The sequence below is a fragment of the Haemophilus influenzae genome (assembly GCF_019703545.1).
In the GTDB taxonomy this organism is placed as follows: Bacteria; Pseudomonadota; Gammaproteobacteria; order Enterobacterales; family Pasteurellaceae; genus Haemophilus; species Haemophilus influenzae_E.
Window position 1 is genome coordinate 1092115 of sequence record NZ_AP018771.1, and the last position, 21896, is coordinate 1114010.

The 21896-nt window shown below is 41.0% G+C and carries 14 protein-coding genes, 2 tRNA genes and 3 rRNA genes; 18 read left to right on the forward strand and 1 reads right to left on the reverse strand.

The genetic code is table 11. The features are described from left to right. Nucleotides 1-281: 281 nt before the first annotated feature. The 11 genes from K6J66_RS05430 (at nt 282) to K6J66_RS05480 (ending at nt 9418) form a co-directional block, all read left to right on the forward strand. Nucleotides 282-1821, forward strand: a 16S ribosomal RNA gene (locus K6J66_RS05430). A gap of 79 nt (nt 1822-1900) precedes the next feature. After that, nucleotides 1901-1977, forward strand: a tRNA-Ile gene (locus K6J66_RS05435). A gap of 85 nt (nt 1978-2062) precedes the next feature. Continuing rightward, nucleotides 2063-2138 (forward strand) — tRNA-Ala (locus tag K6J66_RS05440). Between the two features lie 402 nt (nt 2139-2540). After that, nucleotides 2541-5550: ribosomal RNA gene (locus K6J66_RS05445) — 23S ribosomal RNA — on the forward strand. A gap of 193 nt (nt 5551-5743) precedes the next feature. After that, nucleotides 5744-5859 (forward strand): 5S ribosomal RNA (rrf, locus tag K6J66_RS05450). The 16S, 23S and 5S rRNA genes sit together here with 2 tRNA genes alongside, the layout of an rRNA operon. A 270-nt stretch (nt 5860-6129) precedes the next feature. Continuing rightward, on the forward strand, nt 6130-6357 hold the full coding sequence (locus K6J66_RS05455) for a hypothetical protein (RefSeq protein ID WP_005667093.1): 228 nt from the start codon (nt 6130-6132) through the stop codon (nt 6355-6357). Between the two features lie 9 nt (nt 6358-6366). Further along, on the forward strand, nt 6367-6867 hold the full coding sequence (locus K6J66_RS05460; RefSeq protein ID WP_005667095.1) for a hypothetical protein: 501 nt from the start codon (nt 6367-6369) through the stop codon (nt 6865-6867). A gap of 230 nt (nt 6868-7097) precedes the next feature. Further along, nucleotides 7098-8027, forward strand: coding sequence for a LysR family transcriptional regulator (locus tag K6J66_RS05465; protein ID WP_038439636.1), 930 nt, complete (start codon nt 7098-7100; stop codon nt 8025-8027). A 9-nt stretch (nt 8028-8036) separates the two neighbouring features. Next, nucleotides 8037-8756 (forward strand): azaleucine resistance protein AzlC, encoded by a 720-nt coding sequence (gene azlC / locus K6J66_RS05470; protein WP_038439637.1) that lies wholly within the window; start codon nt 8037-8039, stop codon nt 8754-8756. After that, nucleotides 8753-9082, forward strand: a complete 330-nt coding sequence (locus tag K6J66_RS05475) for a branched-chain amino acid transporter permease (RefSeq protein ID WP_005670246.1) — start codon at nt 8753-8755, stop codon at nt 9080-9082. Before azlC ends, K6J66_RS05475 begins: the two co-directional genes overlap by 4 nt. Nucleotides 9083-9184: 102 nt before the next feature. Continuing rightward, complete coding sequence (locus K6J66_RS05480; protein WP_038439638.1) at nt 9185-9418, forward strand: YgjV family protein; 234 nt, start codon at nt 9185-9187, stop codon at nt 9416-9418. A gap of 75 nt (nt 9419-9493) precedes the next feature. Here the strand turns inward: K6J66_RS05480 and prfC are convergent, their stop codons facing one another. Then, complete coding sequence (gene prfC / locus K6J66_RS05485; RefSeq protein ID WP_038439639.1) at nt 9494-11074, reverse strand: peptide chain release factor 3; 1581 nt, start codon at nt 11072-11074, stop codon at nt 9494-9496. A 329-nt stretch (nt 11075-11403) separates the two neighbouring features. On the opposite strand from prfC, the gene K6J66_RS05490 reads away from it, so the two are divergent. The 7 genes from K6J66_RS05490 (at nt 11404) to K6J66_RS05520 (ending at nt 21858) form a co-directional block, all read left to right on the forward strand. Then, a complete protein-coding gene (locus K6J66_RS05490; RefSeq protein WP_038439640.1) occupies nt 11404-12192 on the forward strand; it encodes an SDR family oxidoreductase in 789 nt (262 codons plus the stop codon). Between the two features lie 79 nt (nt 12193-12271). Next, complete coding sequence (rnb, locus tag K6J66_RS05495; protein ID WP_038439641.1) at nt 12272-14251, forward strand: exoribonuclease II; 1980 nt, start codon at nt 12272-12274, stop codon at nt 14249-14251. A gap of 378 nt (nt 14252-14629) precedes the next feature. Beyond that, nucleotides 14630-18184 (forward strand): autotransporter adhesin Hia, encoded by a 3555-nt coding sequence (gene hia / locus K6J66_RS05500; protein WP_425514514.1) that lies wholly within the window; start codon nt 14630-14632, stop codon nt 18182-18184. 145 nt (nt 18185-18329) lie between these two features. Beyond that, a complete protein-coding gene (gene pxpB, locus K6J66_RS05505) occupies nt 18330-18971 on the forward strand; it encodes a 5-oxoprolinase subunit PxpB (protein ID WP_110442626.1) in 642 nt (213 codons plus the stop codon). Next, a complete protein-coding gene (locus K6J66_RS05510; RefSeq protein ID WP_038439644.1) occupies nt 18968-19897 on the forward strand; it encodes a 5-oxoprolinase subunit C family protein in 930 nt (309 codons plus the stop codon). The genes pxpB and K6J66_RS05510 overlap by 4 nt, the downstream gene beginning before the upstream one ends. Then, a complete protein-coding gene (pxpA, locus tag K6J66_RS05515) occupies nt 19884-20621 on the forward strand; it encodes a 5-oxoprolinase subunit PxpA (protein ID WP_038439645.1) in 738 nt (245 codons plus the stop codon). The genes K6J66_RS05510 and pxpA overlap by 14 nt, the downstream gene beginning before the upstream one ends. Before the next feature lie 43 nt (nt 20622-20664). Next, nucleotides 20665-21858 (forward strand): NRAMP family divalent metal transporter, encoded by a 1194-nt coding sequence (locus K6J66_RS05520; RefSeq protein ID WP_038439646.1) that lies wholly within the window; start codon nt 20665-20667, stop codon nt 21856-21858. Nucleotides 21859-21896: the final 38 nt, after the last annotated feature.

Below are 21896 nucleotides of genomic sequence, written 5' to 3' on the forward strand. Positions count from 1 at the left end.
CAAAAATTTTTGCAAAAAGTACTTGCAAGAGATTTGAAAATCCCTATAATGCATCGCACACAACGACGCACTGTTGTGAAGTTTTTTAAGTTTCCAAGTGCGTCGTTCTTTTTTGCTCTTTAACAATATATCAGACAATCTGTGTGGGCACTTGTTGATTGACTTGTTTTAAAACTATTTTTAATTTTGAAGTCTTAATAGGTGCTTAACTGAAAATTCATCATTACTTTTTTAAGTAGTGTTTTATTTATAGCTAAGCAGTTTATTGAGCGATTGAACTTGAATTGAAGAGTTTGATCATGGCTCAGATTGAACGCTGGCGGCAGGCTTAACACATGCAAGTCGAACGGTAGCAGGAGAAAGCTTGCTTTCTTGCTGACGAGTGGCGGACGGGTGAGTAATGCTTGGGAATCTGGCCTATGGAGGGGGATAACGACGGGAAACTGTCGCTAATACCGCGTATTATCGGAAGATGAAAGTGCGGGACTGAGAGGCCGCATGCCATAGGATGAGCCCAAGTGGGATTAGGTAGTTGGTGGGGTAAATGCCTACCAAGCCTGCGATCTCTAGCTGGTCTGAGAGGATGACCAGCCACACTGGAACTGAGACACGGTCCAGACTCCTACGGGAGGCAGCAGTGGGGAATATTGCGCAATGGGGGGAACCCTGACGCAGCCATGCCGCGTGAATGAAGAAGGCCTTCGGGTTGTAAAGTTCTTTCGGTATTGAGGAAGGTTGATGTGTTAATAGTGCATCAAATTGACGTTAAATACAGAAGAAGCACCGGCTAACTCCGTGCCAGCAGCCGCGGTAATACGGAGGGTGCGAGCGTTAATCGGAATAACTGGGCGTAAAGGGCACGCAGGCGGTTATTTAAGTGAGGTGTGAAAGCCCTGGGCTTAACCTGGGAATTGCATTTCAGACTGGGTAACTAGAGTACTTTAGGGAGGGGTAGAATTCCACGTGTAGCGGTGAAATGCGTAGAGATGTGGAGGAATACCGAAGGCGAAGGCAGCCCCTTGGGAATGTACTGACGCTCATGTGCGAAAGCGTGGGGAGCAAACAGGATTAGATACCCTGGTAGTCCACGCTGTAAACGCTGTCGATTTGGGGGTTGGGGTTTAACTCTGGCGCCCGTAGCTAACGTGATAAATCGACCGCCTGGGGAGTACGGCCGCAAGGTTAAAACTCAAATGAATTGACGGGGGCCCGCACAAGCGGTGGAGCATGTGGTTTAATTCGATGCAACGCGAAGAACCTTACCTACTCTTGACATCCTAAGAAGAGCTCAGAGATGAGCTTGTGCCTTCGGGAACTTAGAGACAGGTGCTGCATGGCTGTCGTCAGCTCGTGTTGTGAAATGTTGGGTTAAGTCCCGCAACGAGCGCAACCCTTATCCTTTGTTGCCAGCGACTTGGTCGGGAACTCAAAGGAGACTGCCAGTGATAAACTGGAGGAAGGTGGGGATGACGTCAAGTCATCATGGCCCTTACGAGTAGGGCTACACACGTGCTACAATGGCGTATACAGAGGGAAGCGAAGCTGCGAGGTGGAGCGAATCTCATAAAGTACGTCTAAGTCCGGATTGGAGTCTGCAACTCGACTCCATGAAGTCGGAATCGCTAGTAATCGCGAATCAGAATGTCGCGGTGAATACGTTCCCGGGCCTTGTACACACCGCCCGTCACACCATGGGAGTGGGTTGTACCAGAAGTAGATAGCTTAACCTTTAGGAGGGCGTTTACCACGGTATGATTCATGACTGGGGTGAAGTCGTAACAAGGTAACCGTAGGGGAACCTGCGGTTGGATCACCTCCTTACAGAAGACGAGAAACAGCGAGTGCTCACACAGATTGGCTGATAGTTGTAGACAAATGAGCAGGAGAAAACATTACCCTTGGGTCTGTAGCTCAGGTGGTTAGAGCGCACCCCTGATAAGGGTGAGGTCGGTGGTTCAAGTCCACTCAGACCCACCACTCTGAGAGTGAGTGAAGCGAAAGGTGTAGTGTAAATAAATAATAACTAAAAGGTAAATAATTAGTTATTAAATTATGATGAAATGGGGATATAGCTCAGCTGGGAGAGCGCCTGCCTTGCACGCAGGAGGTCAGCGGTTCGATCCCGCTTATCTCCACCACTTATCATCGTTAAGTAAATTAGAAAAAGACAAAGTAATAAGGTATTGAGATAGTATTAAGCTATTTTAAATATTAGGTTATTTTATTCTTAGTTTTAAGTTTAATTTTAAATTTAATTTTTTTAGTTTATTTAACGATGATAACTGAAAAGTTTTATCAACTGTTCTTTAAAAAATTGGAAACAAGCTGAAAACAAGAGATTTTCGAGAGAAAGTCTGAGTAGGCAAGATAGGAAAGTGAGAGGAGGGAACTGAAAAGGAAACTCTAAAAACAAAACCTGTTTTGCATAAAATCTTGATTGAACAAAAGTAATCAAGTGTTTAGTTGAATGAAAATACGCATCAAATTGACCGCACTTTGAAGTGAAAACTTAAAGTGATAGAAAACATTTGAGGTTGTATAGTTAAGTGACTAAGCGTACAAGGTGGATGCCTTGGCAATCAGAGGCGAAGAAGGACGTGCTAATCTGCGAAAAGCTTGGATGAGTCGATAAGAGGCGTTTAATCCAAGATATCCGAATGGGGAAACCCAGTAGATGAAGAATCTACTATCAACAAGTGAATTCATAGCTTGTTGAGGCAAACCGGGAGAACTGAAACATCTAAGTACCCCGAGGAAAAGAAATCAACCGAGATTTCGTCAGTAGCGGCGAGCGAAAGCGAAAGAGCCAGTAAGTGATAACAGTATGGTTAGGAGAATGTGTTGGGAAGCACAATCAAAGAGGGTGATAATCCCGTATCTAAAAACCATATTGTGGTACTAAGCTAACGAGAAGTAGGGCGGGACACGTGATATCCTGTTTGAAGAAGGGGGGACCATCCTCCAAGGCTAAATACTCCTGATTGACCGATAGTGAACCAGTACTGTGAAGGAAAGGCGAAAAGAACCCCGGTGAGGGGAGTGAAATAGAACCTGAAACCTTGTACGTACAAGCAGTGGGAGCCTGAAAGGGTGACTGCGTACCTTTTGTATAATGGGTCAGCGACTTATATTTTGTAGCGAGGTTAACCGAATAGGGGAGCCGAAGGGAAACCGAGTCTTAACTGGGCGAAGAGTTGCAAGGTATAGACCCGAAACCCGGTGATCTAGCCATGGGCAGGTTGAAGGTTGGGTAACACTAACTGGAGGACCGAACCGACTAATGTTGAAAAATTAGCGGATGACTTGTGGCTGGGGGTGAAAGGCCAATCAAACCGGGAGATAGCTGGTTCTCCCCGAAATCTATTTAGGTAGAGCCTTGAGGTGACACCTTTGGGGGTAGAGCACTGTTTCGGCTAGGGGGCCATCCCGGCTTACCAACCCGATGCAAACTACGAATACCAAAGAGTGATACTCAGGAGACACACGGCGGGTGCTAACGTCCGTCGTGGAGAGGGAAACAACCCAGACCGCCAGCTAAGGTCCCCAAGTCTATATTAAGTGGGAAACGAAGTGGGAAGGCTTAGACAGCTAGGATGTTGGCTTAGAAGCAGCCATCATTTAAAGAAAGCGTAATAGCTCACTAGTCGAGTCGGCCTGCGCGGAAGATGTAACGGGGCTGAAATATAGCACCGAAGCTGCGGCATCAGGCGTATCACTAATACGCCTTACGATTAACAAGCTAGAATGGTGCGAAGCGACATGAAAGGTTGTTCAAGCAACCCGAACGTTGAGTCGGGCATCTTAGAGTGAGGATTATTAGTGATACGCCTGTTGGGTAGGGGAGCGTTGTGTAAGCGGAAGAAGGTTCATCGAGAGGTGGGCTGGACGTATCACAAGTGCGAATGCTGACATAAGTAACGATAAAACGGGTGAAAAACCCGTTCGCCGGAAGACCAAGGGTTCCTGTCCAACGTTAATCGGGGCAGGGTGAGTCGGCCCCTAAGGCGAGGCTGAAAAGCGTAGTCGATGGGAAACAGGTTAATATTCCTGTACTTGGTAAAGCTGCGATGTGGGGACGGAGTAGGTTAGGTTATCGCACTGTTGGATATGTGCGTTTAAGTTGGTAGGTGGGAAGTTTAGGCAAATCCGGACTTCCTTAACACAGAGAGATGATGACGAGGCTCTACGGAGCTGAAGTAACTGATACCACACTTCCAGGAAAAGCCACTAAGCGAAAGGCTTTACTAAACCGTACTGAAAACCGACACAGGTGGTCAGGTAGAGAATACTCAGGCGCTTGAGAGAACTCGGGTGAAGGAACTAGGCAAAATAGCACCGTAACTTCGGGAGAAGGTGCGCTTACAGTAATTGTAGTCCCTTACGGATGAAGGTGAAGTAAGTCGAAGATACCAGCTGGCTGCAACTGTTTATTAAAAACACAGCACTCTGCAAACACGAAAGTGGACGTATAGGGTGTGATGCCTGCCCGGTGCTGGAAGGTTAATTGATGGTGTCATCGCAAGAGAAGCACCTGATCGAAGCCCCAGTAAACGGCGGCCGTAACTATAACGGTCCTAAGGTAGCGAAATTCCTTGTCGGGTAAGTTCCGACCTGCACGAATGGCATAATGATGGCCAGGCTGTCTCCACCCGAGACTCAGTGAAATTGAAATCGCCGTGAAGATGCGGTGTACCCGCGGCTAGACGGAAAGACCCCGTGAACCTTTACTATAGCTTGACACTGAACATTGAATTTTGATGTGTAGGATAGGTGGGAGCCTTTGAAGCAGTGACGCCAGTCATTGTGGAGGCGACCTTGAAATACCACCCTTTAACGTTTGATGTTCTAACGAAGATGACGAAACGTGGTCTCGGACAGTGTCTGGTGGGTAGTTTGACTGGGGCGGTCTCCTCCCAAAGCGTAACGGAGGAGCACGAAGGTTTGCTAATCACGGTCGGACATCGTGAGGTTAGTGCAATGGTATAAGCAAGCTTAACTGCGAGACAGACAAGTCGAGCAGGTACGAAAGTAGGTCATAGTGATCCGGTGGTTCTGAATGGAAGGGCCATCGCTCAACGGATAAAAGGTACTCCGGGGATAACAGGCTGATACCGCCCAAGAGTTCATATCGACGGCGGTGTTTGGCACCTCGATGTCGGCTCATCACATCCTGGGGCTGAAGTAGGTCCCAAGGGTATGGCTGTTCGCCATTTAAAGTGGTACGCGAGCTGGGTTTAGAACGTCGTGAGACAGTTCGGTCCCTATCTGCCGTGGGCGTAGGATGATTGATTGGGGCTGCTCCTAGTACGAGAGGACCGGAGTGGACGCATCACTGGTGTTCCAGTTGTCTCGCCAGAGGCATTGCTGGGTAGCTAAGTGCGGAAGAGATAAGTGCTGAAAGCATCTAAGCACGAAACTTGCCAAGAGATGAGTCATCCCTGACTTTAAGTCAGTAAGGGTTGTTGTAGACTACGACGTAGATAGGTCTGGTGTGTAAGTGTAGTGATACATTGAGCTAACAGATACTAATTGCCCGAGAGGCTTAACTATACAACGCTCAAGTGTTTTTGTGAAAGAGCGAAAGAGAAGGCTAGACAAACAAATCAAATAAGAAGACTTAATAGAAAGAAAATCGAGTTCAGCTTGTGACCAATAAGAACGAGTGAAAGGTAGAGGAAAGACTGAGTAACGAGAGATAAAAGAGACGAGAGATAAAAGAAAAGACGAGTTATCAAAGAATTATCCTGGCGGCGATAGTGCGGTGGACCCACCTGAGACCATACCGAACTCAGAAGTGAAACGCTGTAATGCCGATGGTAGTGTGGGGTTTCCCCATGTGAGAGTAGGGCACCGCCAGGTTAGCAAATACTTATCTAAGTTAAATAAAAACAGAAGAACCCCGTGTCGAAAGATATGGGGTTTTTGTTTTTTACAAATAGATATACCTGAAAAGATTTTTCAAAACCCTATTTCTTTTTTACCTATGTCCTTCCTATCCTTCCCATTTTTATTATTCTAATCAGAACAAAAATAAAGTATTTTTCACTTTAGTATACTAAAGTCCTTAGATATTGACATATCTAAGGAAACATACTGCTAAGAAACAATTTAACTTTGGAGAGGTTTAGAATGGAAACGTCATACGAATTATTGAATCGAGTCGTGCAATCTAAAATTGTGATTTTAAAAGAAGAAGCCCATCTTTCAGACAAAGAACAAAAAGCTACCGTTTTGCTACATTACACAAAGCGAACGATTGATAAATCTATGAAAAGGATTATTGATGAAAATCCAGATTATCATATTATTTATCGATGTGAAATCAATGCGGTTATTTTGCATATCAAGGTTAAATAAGGAGAAGTTATGAATAATAATCAAGGGTTTGAAAATATTAAAACACAAATGTCTGAGTTTATTTCTCTTAAGAAAGAAATAGACAGAATAGAGTTTATTATTTATAGTACAATTTCCATTTCATTATTCTTTCTTCCTTGGAGTCAATCTTACTTACTGAGATACAATTTATTTGATGGTGATGTTAATTCAGTTATAGCTTGGGGATTGGTGATTGTTATGGTTACATCTACTATCGGCCTTATTATATTTTCAATTCAACGTTTAAATTCATTAAATTTGAGTAGATATATTGCTTATATATTTATATTTCCAAATTTATTTATCATGAATATAGTTATGATAGATCCTTTATTGAGTAAGTGTGCTTGGTCTAATGTTTTTTGTAACGAAATGTTGGATTTTAGTAGGGAAGTAGCTTATAATTCTGAGAATCTTACAATTGTATTATCTTTTGTTTCTATTATTTTGATTCTTCTATTATCCGTTTTAAAAGGTATTAATAAATAATTTTCATATCTCATGTATATCAGAAGTGAAACGCTGTAATTTCGATGGTAGTGTAGAACTTCCCTATGTGAGCGTAAGGCACTATGGGTTACCAAATGTGAATTGAAAGAGAACAACCCCAGTTGAATGACTGGGTTTTTTGTTTTCTCTATAGAATATTAATTAGCATATTTCTAATTTTAATGTATTATACTGGTTCCCTAATTCTTAATTTTATATGAATATTATTAATGAAACCAACCTTTCTAGAATTTAGACATCTTAAAACTTTATTGGCTTTAAAAGAGACAGGCAGCGTTTCTCTAGCTGCAAAGCGCGTATATCTAACCCAATCAGCACTTTCTCACCAAATTAAATTAATAGAAGAACAATTTGGCTTGCCTTTATTTGAGCGTAAAAGTAATCCACTTCGTTTTACTTCAGCGGGAGAGCGTTTAATTCGTCTTGCGAATGAAGTAATACCGAAAGTGATTGATGCTGAACGTGATCTTGCACGGGTAAAACACGGCGATGCAGGACAGTTACGTATAGCGGTGGAATGCCATACTTGTTTTGATTGGTTAATGCCAGCGATGGATGAATTCCGTCAGCATTGGGGGCTAGTAGAACTGGATATTGTATCTGGCTTTCATACGGATCCCGTTGGCTTATTACTTTCCCATCGAGCAGATTGGGCGATAGTATCAGAAGTAGAGCATAATGATGATGTTATTTTTAAACCGCTCTTTTCTTATGAAATGGTTGGAATTTGCTCAAAAAATCATTCTTTAGCAGAAAAAGATATTTGGGAAGCAGAAGATTTTATTGATGAAACTTGGGTAACTTACCCCGTACCTGACGATATGTTAGATCTATGGCGTAAAGTGCTTAAACCAAAAGGCATTAATCCTACTCGCCGTACAACAGAACTTACTATTGCAATGATTCAACTTGTTGCGAGCAAACGCGGCATTGCCACAGTGCCTTATTGGGCTGCTTTGCCTTATTTGGAAAAAGGTTATGTTGTGGCAAGAAAAATCACAAAAAGTGGCTTATACAGCAACTTATATGCCGCGATTCGCAAAGAAGACGAATCCCTTTCTTATTTAGAAGATTTTTATCAAACAGTCAAATCTCAAAGTTTCTCAACTTTACCGGGACTTTCTGTTTTAAATTTATAGACGTAATTAATGAATTTATCTCAACAAAATCAACAGCCTAACCCAATTACTGAAGCGGCTAAGGCTGCTTTTCCCTACAGCGTACCAATGATTGCAGGATTTTTATTTCTTGGCATAGCATACGGTATTTATATGAAAGCACTTGGTTTCGGATTTTTATATCCCACTTTAATGGCTTTACTTATTTATGCGGGTTCTGTTGAATTTATTGCGGCAGGCGCACTTATCGCACCTTTCTCTCCAATCAGCGTATTATTAATTACCTTAATGATTAGTGCCAGACAAATTTTTTATGGCATATCAATGTTAGAAAAATATGGCATACATATAGGAAAAAAACGCTGGTATTTAATCACAACACTCGTAGATGAATCTTTTTCCTTAAATTATATGGCAAAAATCCCACCGCACTTAGATAAAGGATGGTATATGTTTTTTGTGAGCTTATATTTACATATTTATTGGGTACTTGGTGCAGCAATGGGGAATTTATTTGGTACTGTTTTACCTTTTAATTTAAAAGGTGTGGAATTTTCAATGACAGCACTATTCTTAGTTATTTTTGCCGAAAATTGGTTAAAAGAAAAATCCCACGAAAGCTCTCTATTAGGTTTAGGCATCGCATTAGTTTTTTTATTTATTATAGGAAAAGAATATTTTTTAATTCCAACATTAATTAGCATTTGGTTAATTTTAACTATGCGAATAGCTAAATTAGAAACAAAATGACACTAACAGAACAAATTATTACCATCGGAATTTGTATAGTCGCGGTACAATTTACACGTTTATTACCATTTTTTGTGTTTCCTGTTAATCGCCCCATTCCACAATATATCCGTTATCTCGGAAAAGTTTTACCTCCAGCAATGTTTGGTATGCTTGTCGTTTATTGCTATAAAAATATTGATATTTTAACTGGCTATCACGGCATTCCTGATTTGCTTGCAGGGATAGTCGTGCTTGGCTTACATTTCTGGAAGAAAAATATGTTTCTATCTATTGCCGTAGGCACACTTTTCTATATGGCTCTTGTTCAACTTATTTTTATATAATTTTCCCTTGCAAACGGTTGCTTCTTTTTCTTATCTTTTCCTTGCATTAAAAATCTTTTATCATAGCCAATGTTTTTATTTTTAATCAAAGAGAACAACATAATGGAATTTAATTTTATTGAGTTTTTAGGTTATATGGCGACTTTTTTTGTTGCTGCATCTTTCTTATTTAAATCTATTGTGCATTTACGCATTGTAAATAGTATCGGCGCTATTTTATTTGTTATTTACAGCGTAATTATCATAGCGTATCCTGTTGCATTATTAAATGCGTTTTTAGTTGTGGTAAATATTTATCAACTTTGGCGATTAAAACAAGAAAAAGTCTCTAAATAAAAGAAAAGCGTTGAATTAAATTTCAACGCTTTTTTTCTGGAAAAGTGCGGCAGAATTTTACCGCACTTTGTTATTTTAATGCTCCCGCGTTTTATAAAACGCCACATCGGGATAACGTTCTTGGGCTAAATTTAGATTTACCATTGTTGGTGCAATATAGGTTAAATTATCGCCGCCATCTAAGGCTAGATTTTGCTCGTTTTTACGTTTAAATTCTTCAAATTTTTTCCCATCGGCACATTCCACCCAACGAGCTGTGGCAACGTTCACATTTTCATAAATTGCTTCCACGTTATATTCAGTTTTTAGACGAGAAACCACCACATCAAACTGCAACACACCCACAGCACCCACAATTAAATCGTTGTTTAATAATGGACGAAACACTTGCACTGCACCTTCTTCAGAAAGTTGCACCAAGCCTTTTAACAGTTGTTTTTGTTTAAGAGGATCTTTCAAACGAATGCGACGGAATAACTCTGGCGCAAAGTTTGGAATGCCTGTAAATTTCAGCATTTCGCCTTGCGTGAAAGTATCGCCAATTTGAATGGTACCGTGATTATGCAAACCAATAATATCGCCTGCGTAAGCTTCTTCAGCGTGAGCGCGATCGCCCGCCATAAAAGTCAGCGCATCAGAAATAACCACATCTTTTCCAATACGGACGTGTTTAAGTTTCATTCCTTTTTCGTATTTGCCCGAAACAACACGCATAAACGCCACTCTGTCACGGTGTTTCGGATCCATATTGGCTTGAATTTTAAACACAAAACCACTGAATTTTTCTTCCGCACTTTCCACCGTTCTTGTATCCGCTTGACGAGATTGCGGCTTCGGAGCCCATTGCGTTAAGCCATCAAGAAAATGATCCACTCCAAAATTGCCTAATGCCGTCCCGAAAAATACTGGTGTAAGTTCCCCTTTAATAAAGGCATCTTGCTCAAATTCATTACTTGCGCCTTGCACCAATTCCAATTCGTCACGAAGCTGTTGTGCTAAATCATCGCCAACCGCGGCATCTAATTCAGGGCTATTTAAACCTTTAACAACACGAACTTCTTGAATAGTTGAGCCTTGACCAGATTGATAAAGATAGGTTTCATCTTTTGCAAGATGATAAACACCCTTAAACAATTTCCCACAGCCAATTGGCCAAGTAATTGGCGCACAACGAATTTTCAACACATTTTCCACCTCGTCCAACAATTCCATCGGATCACGAATATCACGGTCGAGTTTATTCATAAACGTGATAATTGGCGTATCACGTAAACGTGTGACTTCCATCAACTTAATCGTACGTTCCTCCACCCCTTTGGCAGAGTCAATAACCATCAAACAGCTATCCACAGCGGTTAAAGTGCGGTAAGTATCTTCAGAGAAATCTTCGTGTCCGGGGGTATCGAGCAAATTCACTAAACAATCATTATAAGGAAATTGCATCACAGAAGTGGTAATCGAAATTCCACGTTGTTTTTCCATTTCCATCCAGTCAGATTTTGCGTGAGCCGCCGAGCCTTTGCCCTTGACCGAGCCAGCGGTTTGAATTGCATTGCCGTATAAAAGTACTTTTTCAGTAATCGTTGTTTTACCCGCATCAGGGTGGGAAATAATCGCAAAAGTGCGACGTTTATTCACTTCTTGAGGATAAGCCATAATCTTCTCTTATTCATTCAAATTGTATTAAAAAATCGGCGTATTATCCTTGAAAATAGCGTGTTTTGCAAAAACACCTTATATAGAACCCTACAATTTTACAAATTTATAATGGAACACCGCGTGGGCTTACGCCCACCCTACAATTTTACAATTTTACGGTTTTGCAATTTTACAAATTTAAGGAAAATTTAATGGTTATCATAACATTTCCATTGTAGGGTGGGTGTAAGCCCACGCGTTTAATTTAAAAATTGGTCGGCTTTGTATAAAAACAAATTTTCGCTTATACTACGCAAGTTTTTTACGCTAACAACATAGGAAAAATTATGGGTTTCTTAACAGGTAAACGCATTTTAGTCACAGGTCTTGCAAGCAATCGTTCCATCGCTTACGGGATCGCAAAATCAATGAAAGAACAAGGTGCAGAACTTGCTTTCACTTATTTAAACGATAAATTACAACCACGTGTAGAAGAATTTGCCAAAGAATTTGGCTCTGACATCGTGCTTCCTTTAGATGTTGCAACTGATGAAAGCATTCAAACTTGCTTTGCAGAATTAAGCAAACGCTGGGAAAAATTTGATGGTTTTGTTCACGCAATCGCATTTGCACCGGGCGATCAACTAGACGGCGATTACGTCAATGCCGCAACCCGTGAGGGCTACCGCATCGCACACGACATCAGTGCATACAGCTTCGTCGCAATGGCACAAGCGGCACGCCCTTATTTAAACCCAAATTCAGCATTATTAACCCTTTCTTACTTAGGTGCAGAACGTGCAATTCCTAATTACAACGTAATGTGCCTCGCAAAAGCCTCTCTTGAAGCCGCAACACGCGTAATGGCAGCAGATCTAGGCAAAGAGGGCATTCGTGTAAACGCCATTTCAGCAGGCCCAATCCGCACTTTAGCGGCATCAGGCATTAAAAACTTCAAAAAAATGCTTTCCACCTTTGAGAAAACCGCTGCATTACGTCGCACTGTGACTATCGAAGATGTGGGTAACTCAGCGGCATTTTTATGTTCTGACTTAGCCTCTGGCATTACAGGCGAAATCGTTCACGTTGATGCAGGTTTCAGCATTACGGCAATGGGCGAATTAGGCGAAGAATAAATTTTCTTCCATTCTTTTTAGGCAGGCTTTCAGTCTGCCTTTTCGCTTTTTTAAAATATAACTATGTTTCAAAATAACTATGTTTCAAGATAATCCTCTACTCGCACAACTTAAACAACAAATCCACGACAGCAAAGAACAGGTTGAGGGCGTGGTAAAAAGCACAGATAAAGCCTACGGCTTTTTAGAGTGCGATAAAAAAAACTATTTCATCGCACCGCCATCAATGAAAAAAGTGATGCACGGCGACAAAATCAAAGCCACCATTGAAAAACAAGGCGACAAAGAACAAGCCGAGCCAGAAGCCTTAATAGAGCCAATGCTCACACGTTTTATCGCAAAAGTGCGGTTCAATAAAGACAACAAATTACAAGTGCTGGTGGATCACCCAAGCATCAATCAACCCATTGGCGCACAACAGGCGAAATCGGTAAAAGAAGAACTGCAAGAGGGCGACTGGGTCGTCGCACATTTAAAAACCCATCCATTGCGTGACGATCGCTTTTTCTACGCCACCATTAATCAATTTATTTGCCGAGCTGATGATGAATTTGCCCCTTGGTGGGTTACATTGGCACGCCACGAACAATCTCGCTATCCCGTGCAAGGCGTAGAACATTATGAAATGTTAGATCAAAAAACACGTGAAAATCTGACCGCACTTCATTTTGTAACCATTGATTCCGAAAGCACAATGGATATGGACGATGCCTTATATATCGAACCCATCACACAAAACAACGAACAAACAGGCTGGAAACTCGTGGTCGCCATTGCCGATCCCACCGCTTACATCGCCCTAGATTGTCAAATTGAACAAGAAGCAAAACAGCGTTGCTTCACAAATTATTTGCCGGGCTTTAACATTCCAATGTTACCCCGTGAATTATCCGATGAATTATGTTCCTTAATCGCCAATGAAACTCGCCCCGCACTGGTTTGTTATATCGAAACCGATCTTGCAGGCAACATCACAGCCAAACCGCATTTTGTTTCCGCTTATGTGCAATCTAAAGCCAAACTGGTTTACAACAACGTCTCGGATTATTTAGAACAAACCAATAACCAATGGCAGCCAGAAACGCCAGAAATTACACAACAAATTCATTGGTTACATCAATTTACCAAAGCACGCATACAATGGCGTAAAACCCATTCCTTACTCTTTAAAGAAAAACCCGATTATACCTTTGTGCTGGCAGAAAATGGCAAAGTGCAAGAAATCAAAGCAGAATATCGCCGCATTGCCAATCAAATTGTGGAAGAAGCAATGATTATCGCCAACATCTGTGCTGCCCAATTTTTACACGAACAGGCAAAAACAGGCATTTTCAACACCCACAGCGGTTTTGATAAAAAATACTTAGAAAATACGCATCATTTCTTAATGGCAAATTTAGCTAATGAACAAAATCAAGCTGAACTTGCAGTGCGTTATTCAGTAGAAAATTTAGCAACCTTAAACGGCTATTGCCAAATGCGTCACGACATCGACCATCTAGAAAGTGATTATGTAGCCCTACGCCTACGCCGTTATTTAACCTTCTCCGAATTTAAATCAGAATTAGCACCGCACTTCGGGCTGGGGCTAGAGGGCTATGCCACTTGGACATCCCCAATTCGTAAATATTCTGACATGGTTAATCATCGCTTAATCAAAGCCGTGCTTGCCCAACAGCCTTGCGAAAAACCACAAAATGAAGTTTTGGCACGTTTGCAAGAGGCCCGTCGCCAAAATCGCCTCGTCGAACGTGATATTGCCGATTGGCTATATTGCCGTTATCTTTCGCCGAAAGTGGCTGAAAATGTGGAATTTAATGCAGAAGTGCAAGATGTAATGCGGGCAGGCTTACGCGTACAACTGCTCGAAAATGGCGCATCGCTATTCATTCCTGCTGCCACCTTGCACAACAACAAAGAAGAAATACAACTAAATCCTGATGAACTCGCTCTTTACATAAAAGGCGACCGCACTTATAAAATCGGCGACATGGTAAAAGTGAAACTCACAGAAGTGAAAGAAACCACACGCAGCATTGTCGGCGAAATCGTTCAATAAATTGCCGTTCCCTTTTGCCTAAAACCTGCTTTCAATGCCAGAAAGTAGGTTTTTCTTTTAATTTTTACCGCACTTTTCAACAAAAAATACCTAAAATGAGTCATGATTAATCTTTTTTCTTGCTAAAAAGAAATAAAAGATAAACAAACCTAAACCTTATTTTAAATAAAAAATAAATTAACTTATCTGAAAATATTTGATTTTTGTGTAAGTGTTTGTTTTTTTTTATTTTTTTTTTTTTTTTTTTTTTTTTTTTTTGAGGCTAAACTTTTCGCAAAATATCACTTTTTTATTCTCCAAATGTAGAATAGAATGCACGCAATTTCACTAAGAAAAGTGTATTTACTATTAATTTTATTAAATATAAGGTAAATAAAAATGAACAAAATTTTTAACGTTATTTGGAATGTTGTGACTCAAACTTGGGTTGTCGTATCTGAACTCACTCGCACCCACACCAAATGCGCCTCCGCAACCGTGGCAACCGCTGTATTAGCTGTGTTGTCTGCAACGGTTCAGGCGAGTAACAGTAAAACTGTTACAAATGGTTTGAATGCTTATGGCAGTACAAATGCTAATTTCGATGCGTTGAATAACTCTGCAACTGATTTAAATAGAAACGTTGATCCTGCTTATAGCGGTTTATTAAACCTGAATGAAAAAACAGGTGCGAATAAACAGTTGTTGGTGGCTGACAGCACGGCGGCAACTGTAGGCGATTTGCGTAAGTTGGGTTGGGTCGTATCAACCAAAAACAGTACGAAAGAAGAAAGCAATCAAGTTAAACAAGCTGATGAAGTTCTCTTTACTGGATCTGGTGCTGCAACGGTTAGTTCCAAATCTGAAAACGGTAAACATACGATTACTGTGTCTGTTACCAAAGGCGAGTTTAATACCGTAAAAACAGATGCAGCTACGGCAGGTGCAGCAGGTGCAAATACTAACGAGCGCGGTAAAGTAACCGTGAGTGGTGTAACAGACCTTACAAAAGCAACTGCTGAAGATAAGAAAAAAGTGGCGACAGTGGTTGATGTTGCTAAGGCGATTAACGACGCAGCAACTTTCGTGAAAGTGGAAAACTCTAATGAAGAATTAGATGATAATCAGCAAGCTGATAATGCAGACCAAGCCCTTAAAGCAGGCGATACTTTGACCTTTAAGGCGGGTAAAAACTTAAAAGCCAAACGTGATGGTAAAAATATTACTTTTGCCCTTGCGAACGACCTTAACGTAAAAACTGCAACCGTTAGCGATAAATTATCGCTTGGTGCAAACGGTAATAAAGTTAATGTAACCAGTACAACTGATGGTTTGAACTTCGCGAAAGAGACAGCAGTTAATGGCGATACTAATATTCAATTGAGAGGTATTGGTTCAACTTTAACTGACACTATTACTGGTATAACAAAAACTGCAACTAACGGCGTGGCTGTTGAAAATCATAACCTTGCAGCAAGCGTGAAAGATGTGTTGAGTGCGGGTTGGAATATCAGAGGTGCTGCTACTGCGGGTGGTGTGGTTGATAATGTTGATTTTGTTTCGACTTACGACACTGTGGATTTTACAGATGATGGCGAAACTACAACAGTAACCGTAACCCAAAAAGCAAATGGTAAAGGTGCTGAAGTTAAAATTGGTGCAAAAACTTCTGTTATCAAAGAAAAAGACGGTAAGTTAGTTACAGGTAAAGCTAATAAAGAAGCAGGTGGTACAAATACTACCCCTGCAACTGAAGATATGGACGAAGGCAAAGGCTTAGTGACTGCAGAGACTGTTATCAATGCAGTGAACAATGCTGGTTGGAGAATTAAAACAACAACGGCTAATGGTCAAGCTGGCAAGTTTGAAACTGTCACATCAGGCACAAATGTAACCTTTGATAATGGTAATGCGACCACTGCGATTGTAAGCAAGGATGATAAAGGTAACATCACTGTCAAGTACGATGTAAATGTTGGCGATGGCTTGAAAGTTGATACTGCAACGAAAAAAATCGTTGCAGATACGACCGCACTTACTGTGAATAGTGGTAATGAAGCTAACAAACCGAAAGGTAAAGTGGCTGAAATTACAAATGAAGGCGACAAGAAAAAGCTGGTTAATGCGGAAGGCTTAGTAAATGCTTTAAACAGCTTAAGCTGGACAGCAACTGCTGGCAAAGATGGCACTGGTAATGCAGAGGGTGCAAGCGACCAAGAAGTTAAAGCAGGCGACAAAGTTACCTTCAAAGCTGGCGACAACTTAGAAGTGAAACAGGATGGTGCGAACTTTACTTATTCACTGAATAGTACTTTGACTGGTTTAACGAGCATTACTTTAGATAAGACAGCGAATGGCGCAACCACTAAGATTACCAAAGACGGCTTAACCATTACGCCTGCGAATGGCGGTGCAACAGGTACGAATAATGCAAACATCATTAGCGTAACTACATCAGGTATTAGTGCGGGTAATAAAGCGATTACCAATGTTGCGAGTGGTTTGAATGCTTATGGCGATACGAATACTAATTTCGATGCTACAGCTAATTCTGCAACTGATTTAACTAGACAGTTTGATGCGAATGGTGCTTATAACGGTTTATTAAATCTGAATGAAAAAGGAGCAAATAAAAATCTCTTGGTGGCTGACAGCACTGCAGCGACCGTAGGCGATTTGCGCGGCTTGGGTTGGGTTATTTCTGCGGACAAAACCACAGGAGAACCCAATAAGGAATACAACGCGCAAGTGCGTAACGCCAATGAAGTGAAATTCAAGAGCGGTAACGGTATCAATGTTTCCGGTAAAACATTAGATAACGGTACGCGCGAAATTACCTTTGAATTGGCTAAAGGCGAAGTGGTTAAATCGAATGAGTTTACCGTCAAAGAAACCAATGGCAAGGAAACGAGCTTGGTTAAAGTTGGCGATAAGTATTACAGCAAAGAGGATATTGACCCAGCAACCGGTAAACCGAAAGTTACAAATGGCAATGCAGTTACTGCGAAATATCAAACTCAAGGCAATAAAATCGTTTCTACTGACGGCAATAATACCGAAGCTACCTTAACCAACAAAGGTTCTGGCTATGTAACAGGTAACCAAGTGGCAGATGCGATTGCGAAATCAGGCTTTGAGCTTGGTTTGGCAAATGAAACAAAAGCGAAAGCAGCGTTTGGCGATAAAGAAAAAGCCTTGTCTGATACTAAACTTGAAACTGTAAATGCCCACGATAAAGTCCGTTTTGCTAATGGTTTAAATACCAAAGTGAGCGCGGCAACGGTGGAAAGCACCGATGCAAACGGCGATAAAGTGACCACAACCTTTGTGAAAACCGATGTGGAATTGCCTTTAACGCAAATCTACAACACCGATGCAAACGGTAATAAGATCGTTAAAAAAGCTGACGGAAAATGGTATGAAGTGAATTCTGATGGTACAGCAAGTAACACAGAAGTGACACTTGGTAATGTGGATGCAAACGGTAAGAAAGTTGTTAAAGTAACCGAAAATGGTGCGGATAAGTGGTATTACACCAAAGCTGACGGTACTGCGGATAAAACCAAAGGCGAAGTGAGCAATGCTAAAGTTTCTACCGATGAAAAACACGTTGTCAGCCTTGATCCAAATGATCAATCAAAAGGTAAAGGCGTGGTCATTGACAATATGGCTAATGGCGAAATTTCTGCCACTTCCACCGATGCGATTAACGGAAGCCAGTTGTATGCCGTGGCAAAAGAGGTAACAAACCTTGCTGGACAAGTGAATAATCTTGAGGGCAAAGTGAATATATTCGCTTGTCAGGCACAACCAATAGTCAAGGTAAAACAGGCGTTGCAGCAGGTGTTGGTTACCAGTGGTAAAGTTTGGATTATCCCTCTTAAAAAGCGGCATTTGCCGCTTTTTTTATGGGTGGCTATTATGTATCGTTTCAACCAAATGAATTTGTGCTAAATTTCCTTTTGATGGTTAAAGTGCGGTGTTTTTAAATTGAATTAAAAGATGAAAATAAAGACTTGACAAAACCTATAAATATCCTTTAAAAGAGATCTGTAACAAAAAAATAACAAATTACATAACATCATATAAAGGGTATATTATGAATATCGTTCCGATCAGTGAGTCGGCGGTGGTTTGCTCTTTGCCACCCCCAGCTTCCATTCAACAACAACGCCAATTATGGGCGTTTGCTCGTCAATTGCAATCAGAACAAGATATTGTAGAAGTTGTCTTGGGAATGAATAATCTTACGGTTTTTACCGATTTTTTCGTGGATTTTAAGCAGCTTGTGCAACGTTTAGAACAACTTTGGGCTGAATTGAAAGTATCGGATTTTCAAGGACGCCATATTGAAATTCCTGTTATTTATGGGGGAGAGCGAGGTCAGGATTTATCCGATGTCGCAAAATTTCATCACACGACACCAGAGCGGATTATTCAGATGCACAGTGAGCCTATTTATACTGTGTATATGATTGGTTTCCAAGCAGGCTTTCCTTATTTGGGTGGTTTACCTGAAAACGTACACACGCCACGCCGTGCCACGCCAAGAACGGTTGTTCCTGCTGGTTCTGTTGGTATTGGGGGCGCGCAAACGGGGATTTATCCTTTTGCTTCGCCAGGTGGGTGGCAGTTGATCGGTTATACTAAGCAAGCACTTTTTGATAAAAATCAAGCACAACCAACCTTATTACAAGCTGGCGATACTGTGAAATTTATTGTGGAGGGGATTGAACTATGATTGATGTGCTTGATGTGCAATCCCGTGCGACTATTCAAGATTTAGGACGTTTTGGTTTACGCCGATTTGGTATTAGCCATTGTGGGGCAATGGATAAATTAGCCTTACGTGCAGGCAATATTTTATTGGGCAATGCAGAGAACGTTCCTGCCATTGAAGTGCCTTTAGGTGGCATTACATTGCAATTTCAGCAAGATATGAATTTTTGTGTGACAGGTGCTTTTTATGAAATGACGTTAGATGATAAGCCTGTTTTTGCTTATTGGCGTTATCAAGCACGTGCCGGTCAAATATTAAAAATGACCCGTGCAAAAATTGGAATGTATGGTTATTTATGTGTTCAAGGCGGTTTTGTTTTGCCTCAAGCATTGAATTCTTGTAGCACGGATTTAAGAGCGAAAATAGGGGGCATTGAGGGACGTTGTTTGCAGGCAGGCGATCAGCTACAAACGGCAAATGATCATATTTTGCGTAGCGAAATTGGTGTTGCGCCGATTCCGCTTAGTGATGTTATTCGTGCTTTGCCATCTTCTGAATATCAGGCGTTTAAACGAAAATCCCAATATTATTGGTGGCGAAATGAATGGACGTTGCAAAGTAATAGTGATCGTATGGGTTATCGTTTTCAAGGTCAGACATTAGAATTAAAGCAGCCGTTGGAAATGCTATCTCACGCCATTCAGTTTGGTAGTGTGCAAGTTCCACCAAGTGGTCAGCCTATTATTTTGATGGCGGATGCGCAAACCACAGGCGGTTATCCTAAAATTGCTAATGTGATTGATGCCGATCTTGGGGCTTTGGCACAGGTGCGTTTAGGTTCAACGATTAAATTTGAAGCGGTTAGCTTACAAGAGGCTGCTAAATTACGCCGTAAAAATGAAATATACCTTGATCAAATTAGGAGAATTGTTGATGAAAAAAATTGATTTAAATGCAGATATTGCAGAGGGTTTTCCTTTTGATGAAAGTTTGTTGCAGTTGCTTTCTTCTGCAAATATTGCCTGTGGCTTACACGCTGGGGGCGCAAAGGAAATGCAAAGTGCGGTCAAATTTGCGAAAGAAAATAAGGTGCGTATTGGTGCGCACCCTAGTTTTCCTGATCGAGAAAATTTTGGTCGTACGGCAATGGCGTTGTCTTTACAGGAATTAATCGCACATTTGCGTTATCAATTAGGTGCATTAAAAGCGATTTGTGATGGCGAGGGGGCGGTAATTAGTTATGTTAAGCCTCACGGTGCGTTATATAACCAAGCGGCAAAAGATGAAAAAATAGCGCGTGTAATTGCACAAACTGTTTATCAATTTGATCCGAATTTGAAATTAATGGGGTTAGCGGGTAGTTTAATGTTGCGTATCGCAGAGGAAGAAGGGTTGCAAACTATTTCTGAAGTGTTTGCCGATCGACATTATATGCCTGATGGGAGTTTAGTGCCTCGTTCTCAACCAAATGCAATGGTAAAATCTGATAAGGAAGCTATTCAACAAGTGTTACAAATGGTAACAAAGGGGCAAGTCAATGCCATTGATGGAAGCCTCGTGCCTGTAAAAGCAGAAAGTATTTGCTTACACGGCGATAATCAACATTCTTTGCAATTTGCTAAACGCATTGTGGAAGAATTAGAAAAAAATCATATCAAAATAACGGCATAAGCCGAATAAACACATAACATCAACTTAACAATGGAGGTGCTTTATGGCATCAATTACTCACAGACGAAATGCGGTTTTAGGGGCGGCTTTCTTAATGGCGACATCCGCTATTGGTCCTGGGTTTTTAACTCAAACTGCAACCTTTACCAATACTTTATTAGCAAGTTTTGGCTTTGTTATTTTATTATCAATTTTGTTAGATATTGGTGCTCAACTTAATATTTGGCGAATTGTTATTGTGTCTGGCAAACGTGCGCAAGATATTTCTAATGCGGTTTTTCCGAAAGCAGGGTATTTTCTTGCTGCACTGATTGTGATGGGCGGACTGGCTTTTAACATTGGTAATGTTGGCGGTGCGGGGCTTGGTTTAAATTCTATTTTTGGCATAGCACCAGAAATAGGCGCAGTGATTAGCGGTATTATTGCTATTTTGATTTTTTTGCGTAAAGAAGCAGGCTTATTAATGGATCGTTTTGCGCAATTAATGGGCTTTATTATGGTTGCGCTCACATTTTATGTAATGTTTAAAACTGAACCACCTGTGGCTGAAGCAGCGTATCATTCCTTTATTCCAGAACAAATTGATCCTATTGCTATTGTTACATTAGTGGGGGGAACCGTAGGCGGTTATATTACTTTTGCAGGCGCGCATCGTTTATTAGATGCGGGCATTCAAGGCGAAAAAGCAATGGCTGAAGTGAGCCGTAGTTCTGTTTCAGCCATTTTAATTGCTTCAACAATGCGTGTTGTATTATTTCTTGCGGTGCTTGGTGTGGTCTCAAAAGGTGTGTCTCTTAATCCTAAAAATCCAGCTGAAACGCCTTTTGAATATGTAGCAGGCAATTTTGGTCAAGTGTTATTTGGAGTGGTTATTTGGGCTGCGTCTGTCACATCTGTTATTGGTGCGGCTTATACTTCAGTTTCTTTCTTAACGACCCTTTGTCCAACCATTGAACGCAATCGTAATCGTTGGATTATTGCTTTTATTGTGATTTCTACTGTTGTTTTAGTCACTGTGGGAAAACCTGCTGCGGTATTAGTCTTTGTGGGAACATTAAATGGCTTAATATTGCCAATTGCATTGGCATTAATTTTGTTAGCTGCTTACAGAAGTGATATTGTTGGCACTTATAAACACCCTGTTTTTTTAGCTTTTTCAGGCTGGTTTGTTGTGATTATTATGGCAATATTAAGTGGAAAAACGATTATTTCTTATATTTCTAGTTTTTTTAGCTAACTAATATTTTGTGAAAGAATCTGCATTTCATGATGTTA

What these genes read in the sequence shown, in the direction of transcription:
- K6J66_RS05455 (WP_005667093.1), top strand. Translation starts at nt 6,130, where the DNA reads ATGGAAACGTCATACGAATTATTGAATCGAGTCGTGCAATCTAAAATT.
- K6J66_RS05460 (WP_005667095.1), top strand. Translation starts at nt 6,367, where the DNA reads ATGAATAATAATCAAGGGTTTGAAAATATTAAAACACAAATGTCTGAG.
- K6J66_RS05465 (WP_038439636.1), top strand. Translation starts at nt 7,098, where the DNA reads ATGAAACCAACCTTTCTAGAATTTAGACATCTTAAAACTTTATTGGCT.
- azlC (WP_038439637.1), top strand. Translation starts at nt 8,037, where the DNA reads ATGAATTTATCTCAACAAAATCAACAGCCTAACCCAATTACTGAAGCG.
- K6J66_RS05475 (WP_005670246.1), top strand. Translation starts at nt 8,753, where the DNA reads ATGACACTAACAGAACAAATTATTACCATCGGAATTTGTATAGTCGCG.
- K6J66_RS05480 (WP_038439638.1), top strand. Translation starts at nt 9,185, where the DNA reads ATGGAATTTAATTTTATTGAGTTTTTAGGTTATATGGCGACTTTTTTT.
- prfC (WP_038439639.1), bottom strand. Translation starts at nt 11,074, where the DNA reads ATGGCTTATCCTCAAGAAGTGAATAAACGTCGCACTTTTGCGATTATT.
- K6J66_RS05490 (WP_038439640.1), top strand. Translation starts at nt 11,404, where the DNA reads ATGGGTTTCTTAACAGGTAAACGCATTTTAGTCACAGGTCTTGCAAGC.
- rnb (WP_038439641.1), top strand. Translation starts at nt 12,272, where the DNA reads ATGTTTCAAGATAATCCTCTACTCGCACAACTTAAACAACAAATCCAC.
- hia (WP_425514514.1), top strand. Translation starts at nt 14,630, where the DNA reads ATGAACAAAATTTTTAACGTTATTTGGAATGTTGTGACTCAAACTTGG.
- pxpB (WP_110442626.1), top strand. Translation starts at nt 18,330, where the DNA reads ATGAATATCGTTCCGATCAGTGAGTCGGCGGTGGTTTGCTCTTTGCCA.
- K6J66_RS05510 (WP_038439644.1), top strand. Translation starts at nt 18,968, where the DNA reads ATGATTGATGTGCTTGATGTGCAATCCCGTGCGACTATTCAAGATTTA.
- pxpA (WP_038439645.1), top strand. Translation starts at nt 19,884, where the DNA reads ATGAAAAAAATTGATTTAAATGCAGATATTGCAGAGGGTTTTCCTTTT.
- K6J66_RS05520 (WP_038439646.1), top strand. Translation starts at nt 20,665, where the DNA reads ATGGCATCAATTACTCACAGACGAAATGCGGTTTTAGGGGCGGCTTTC.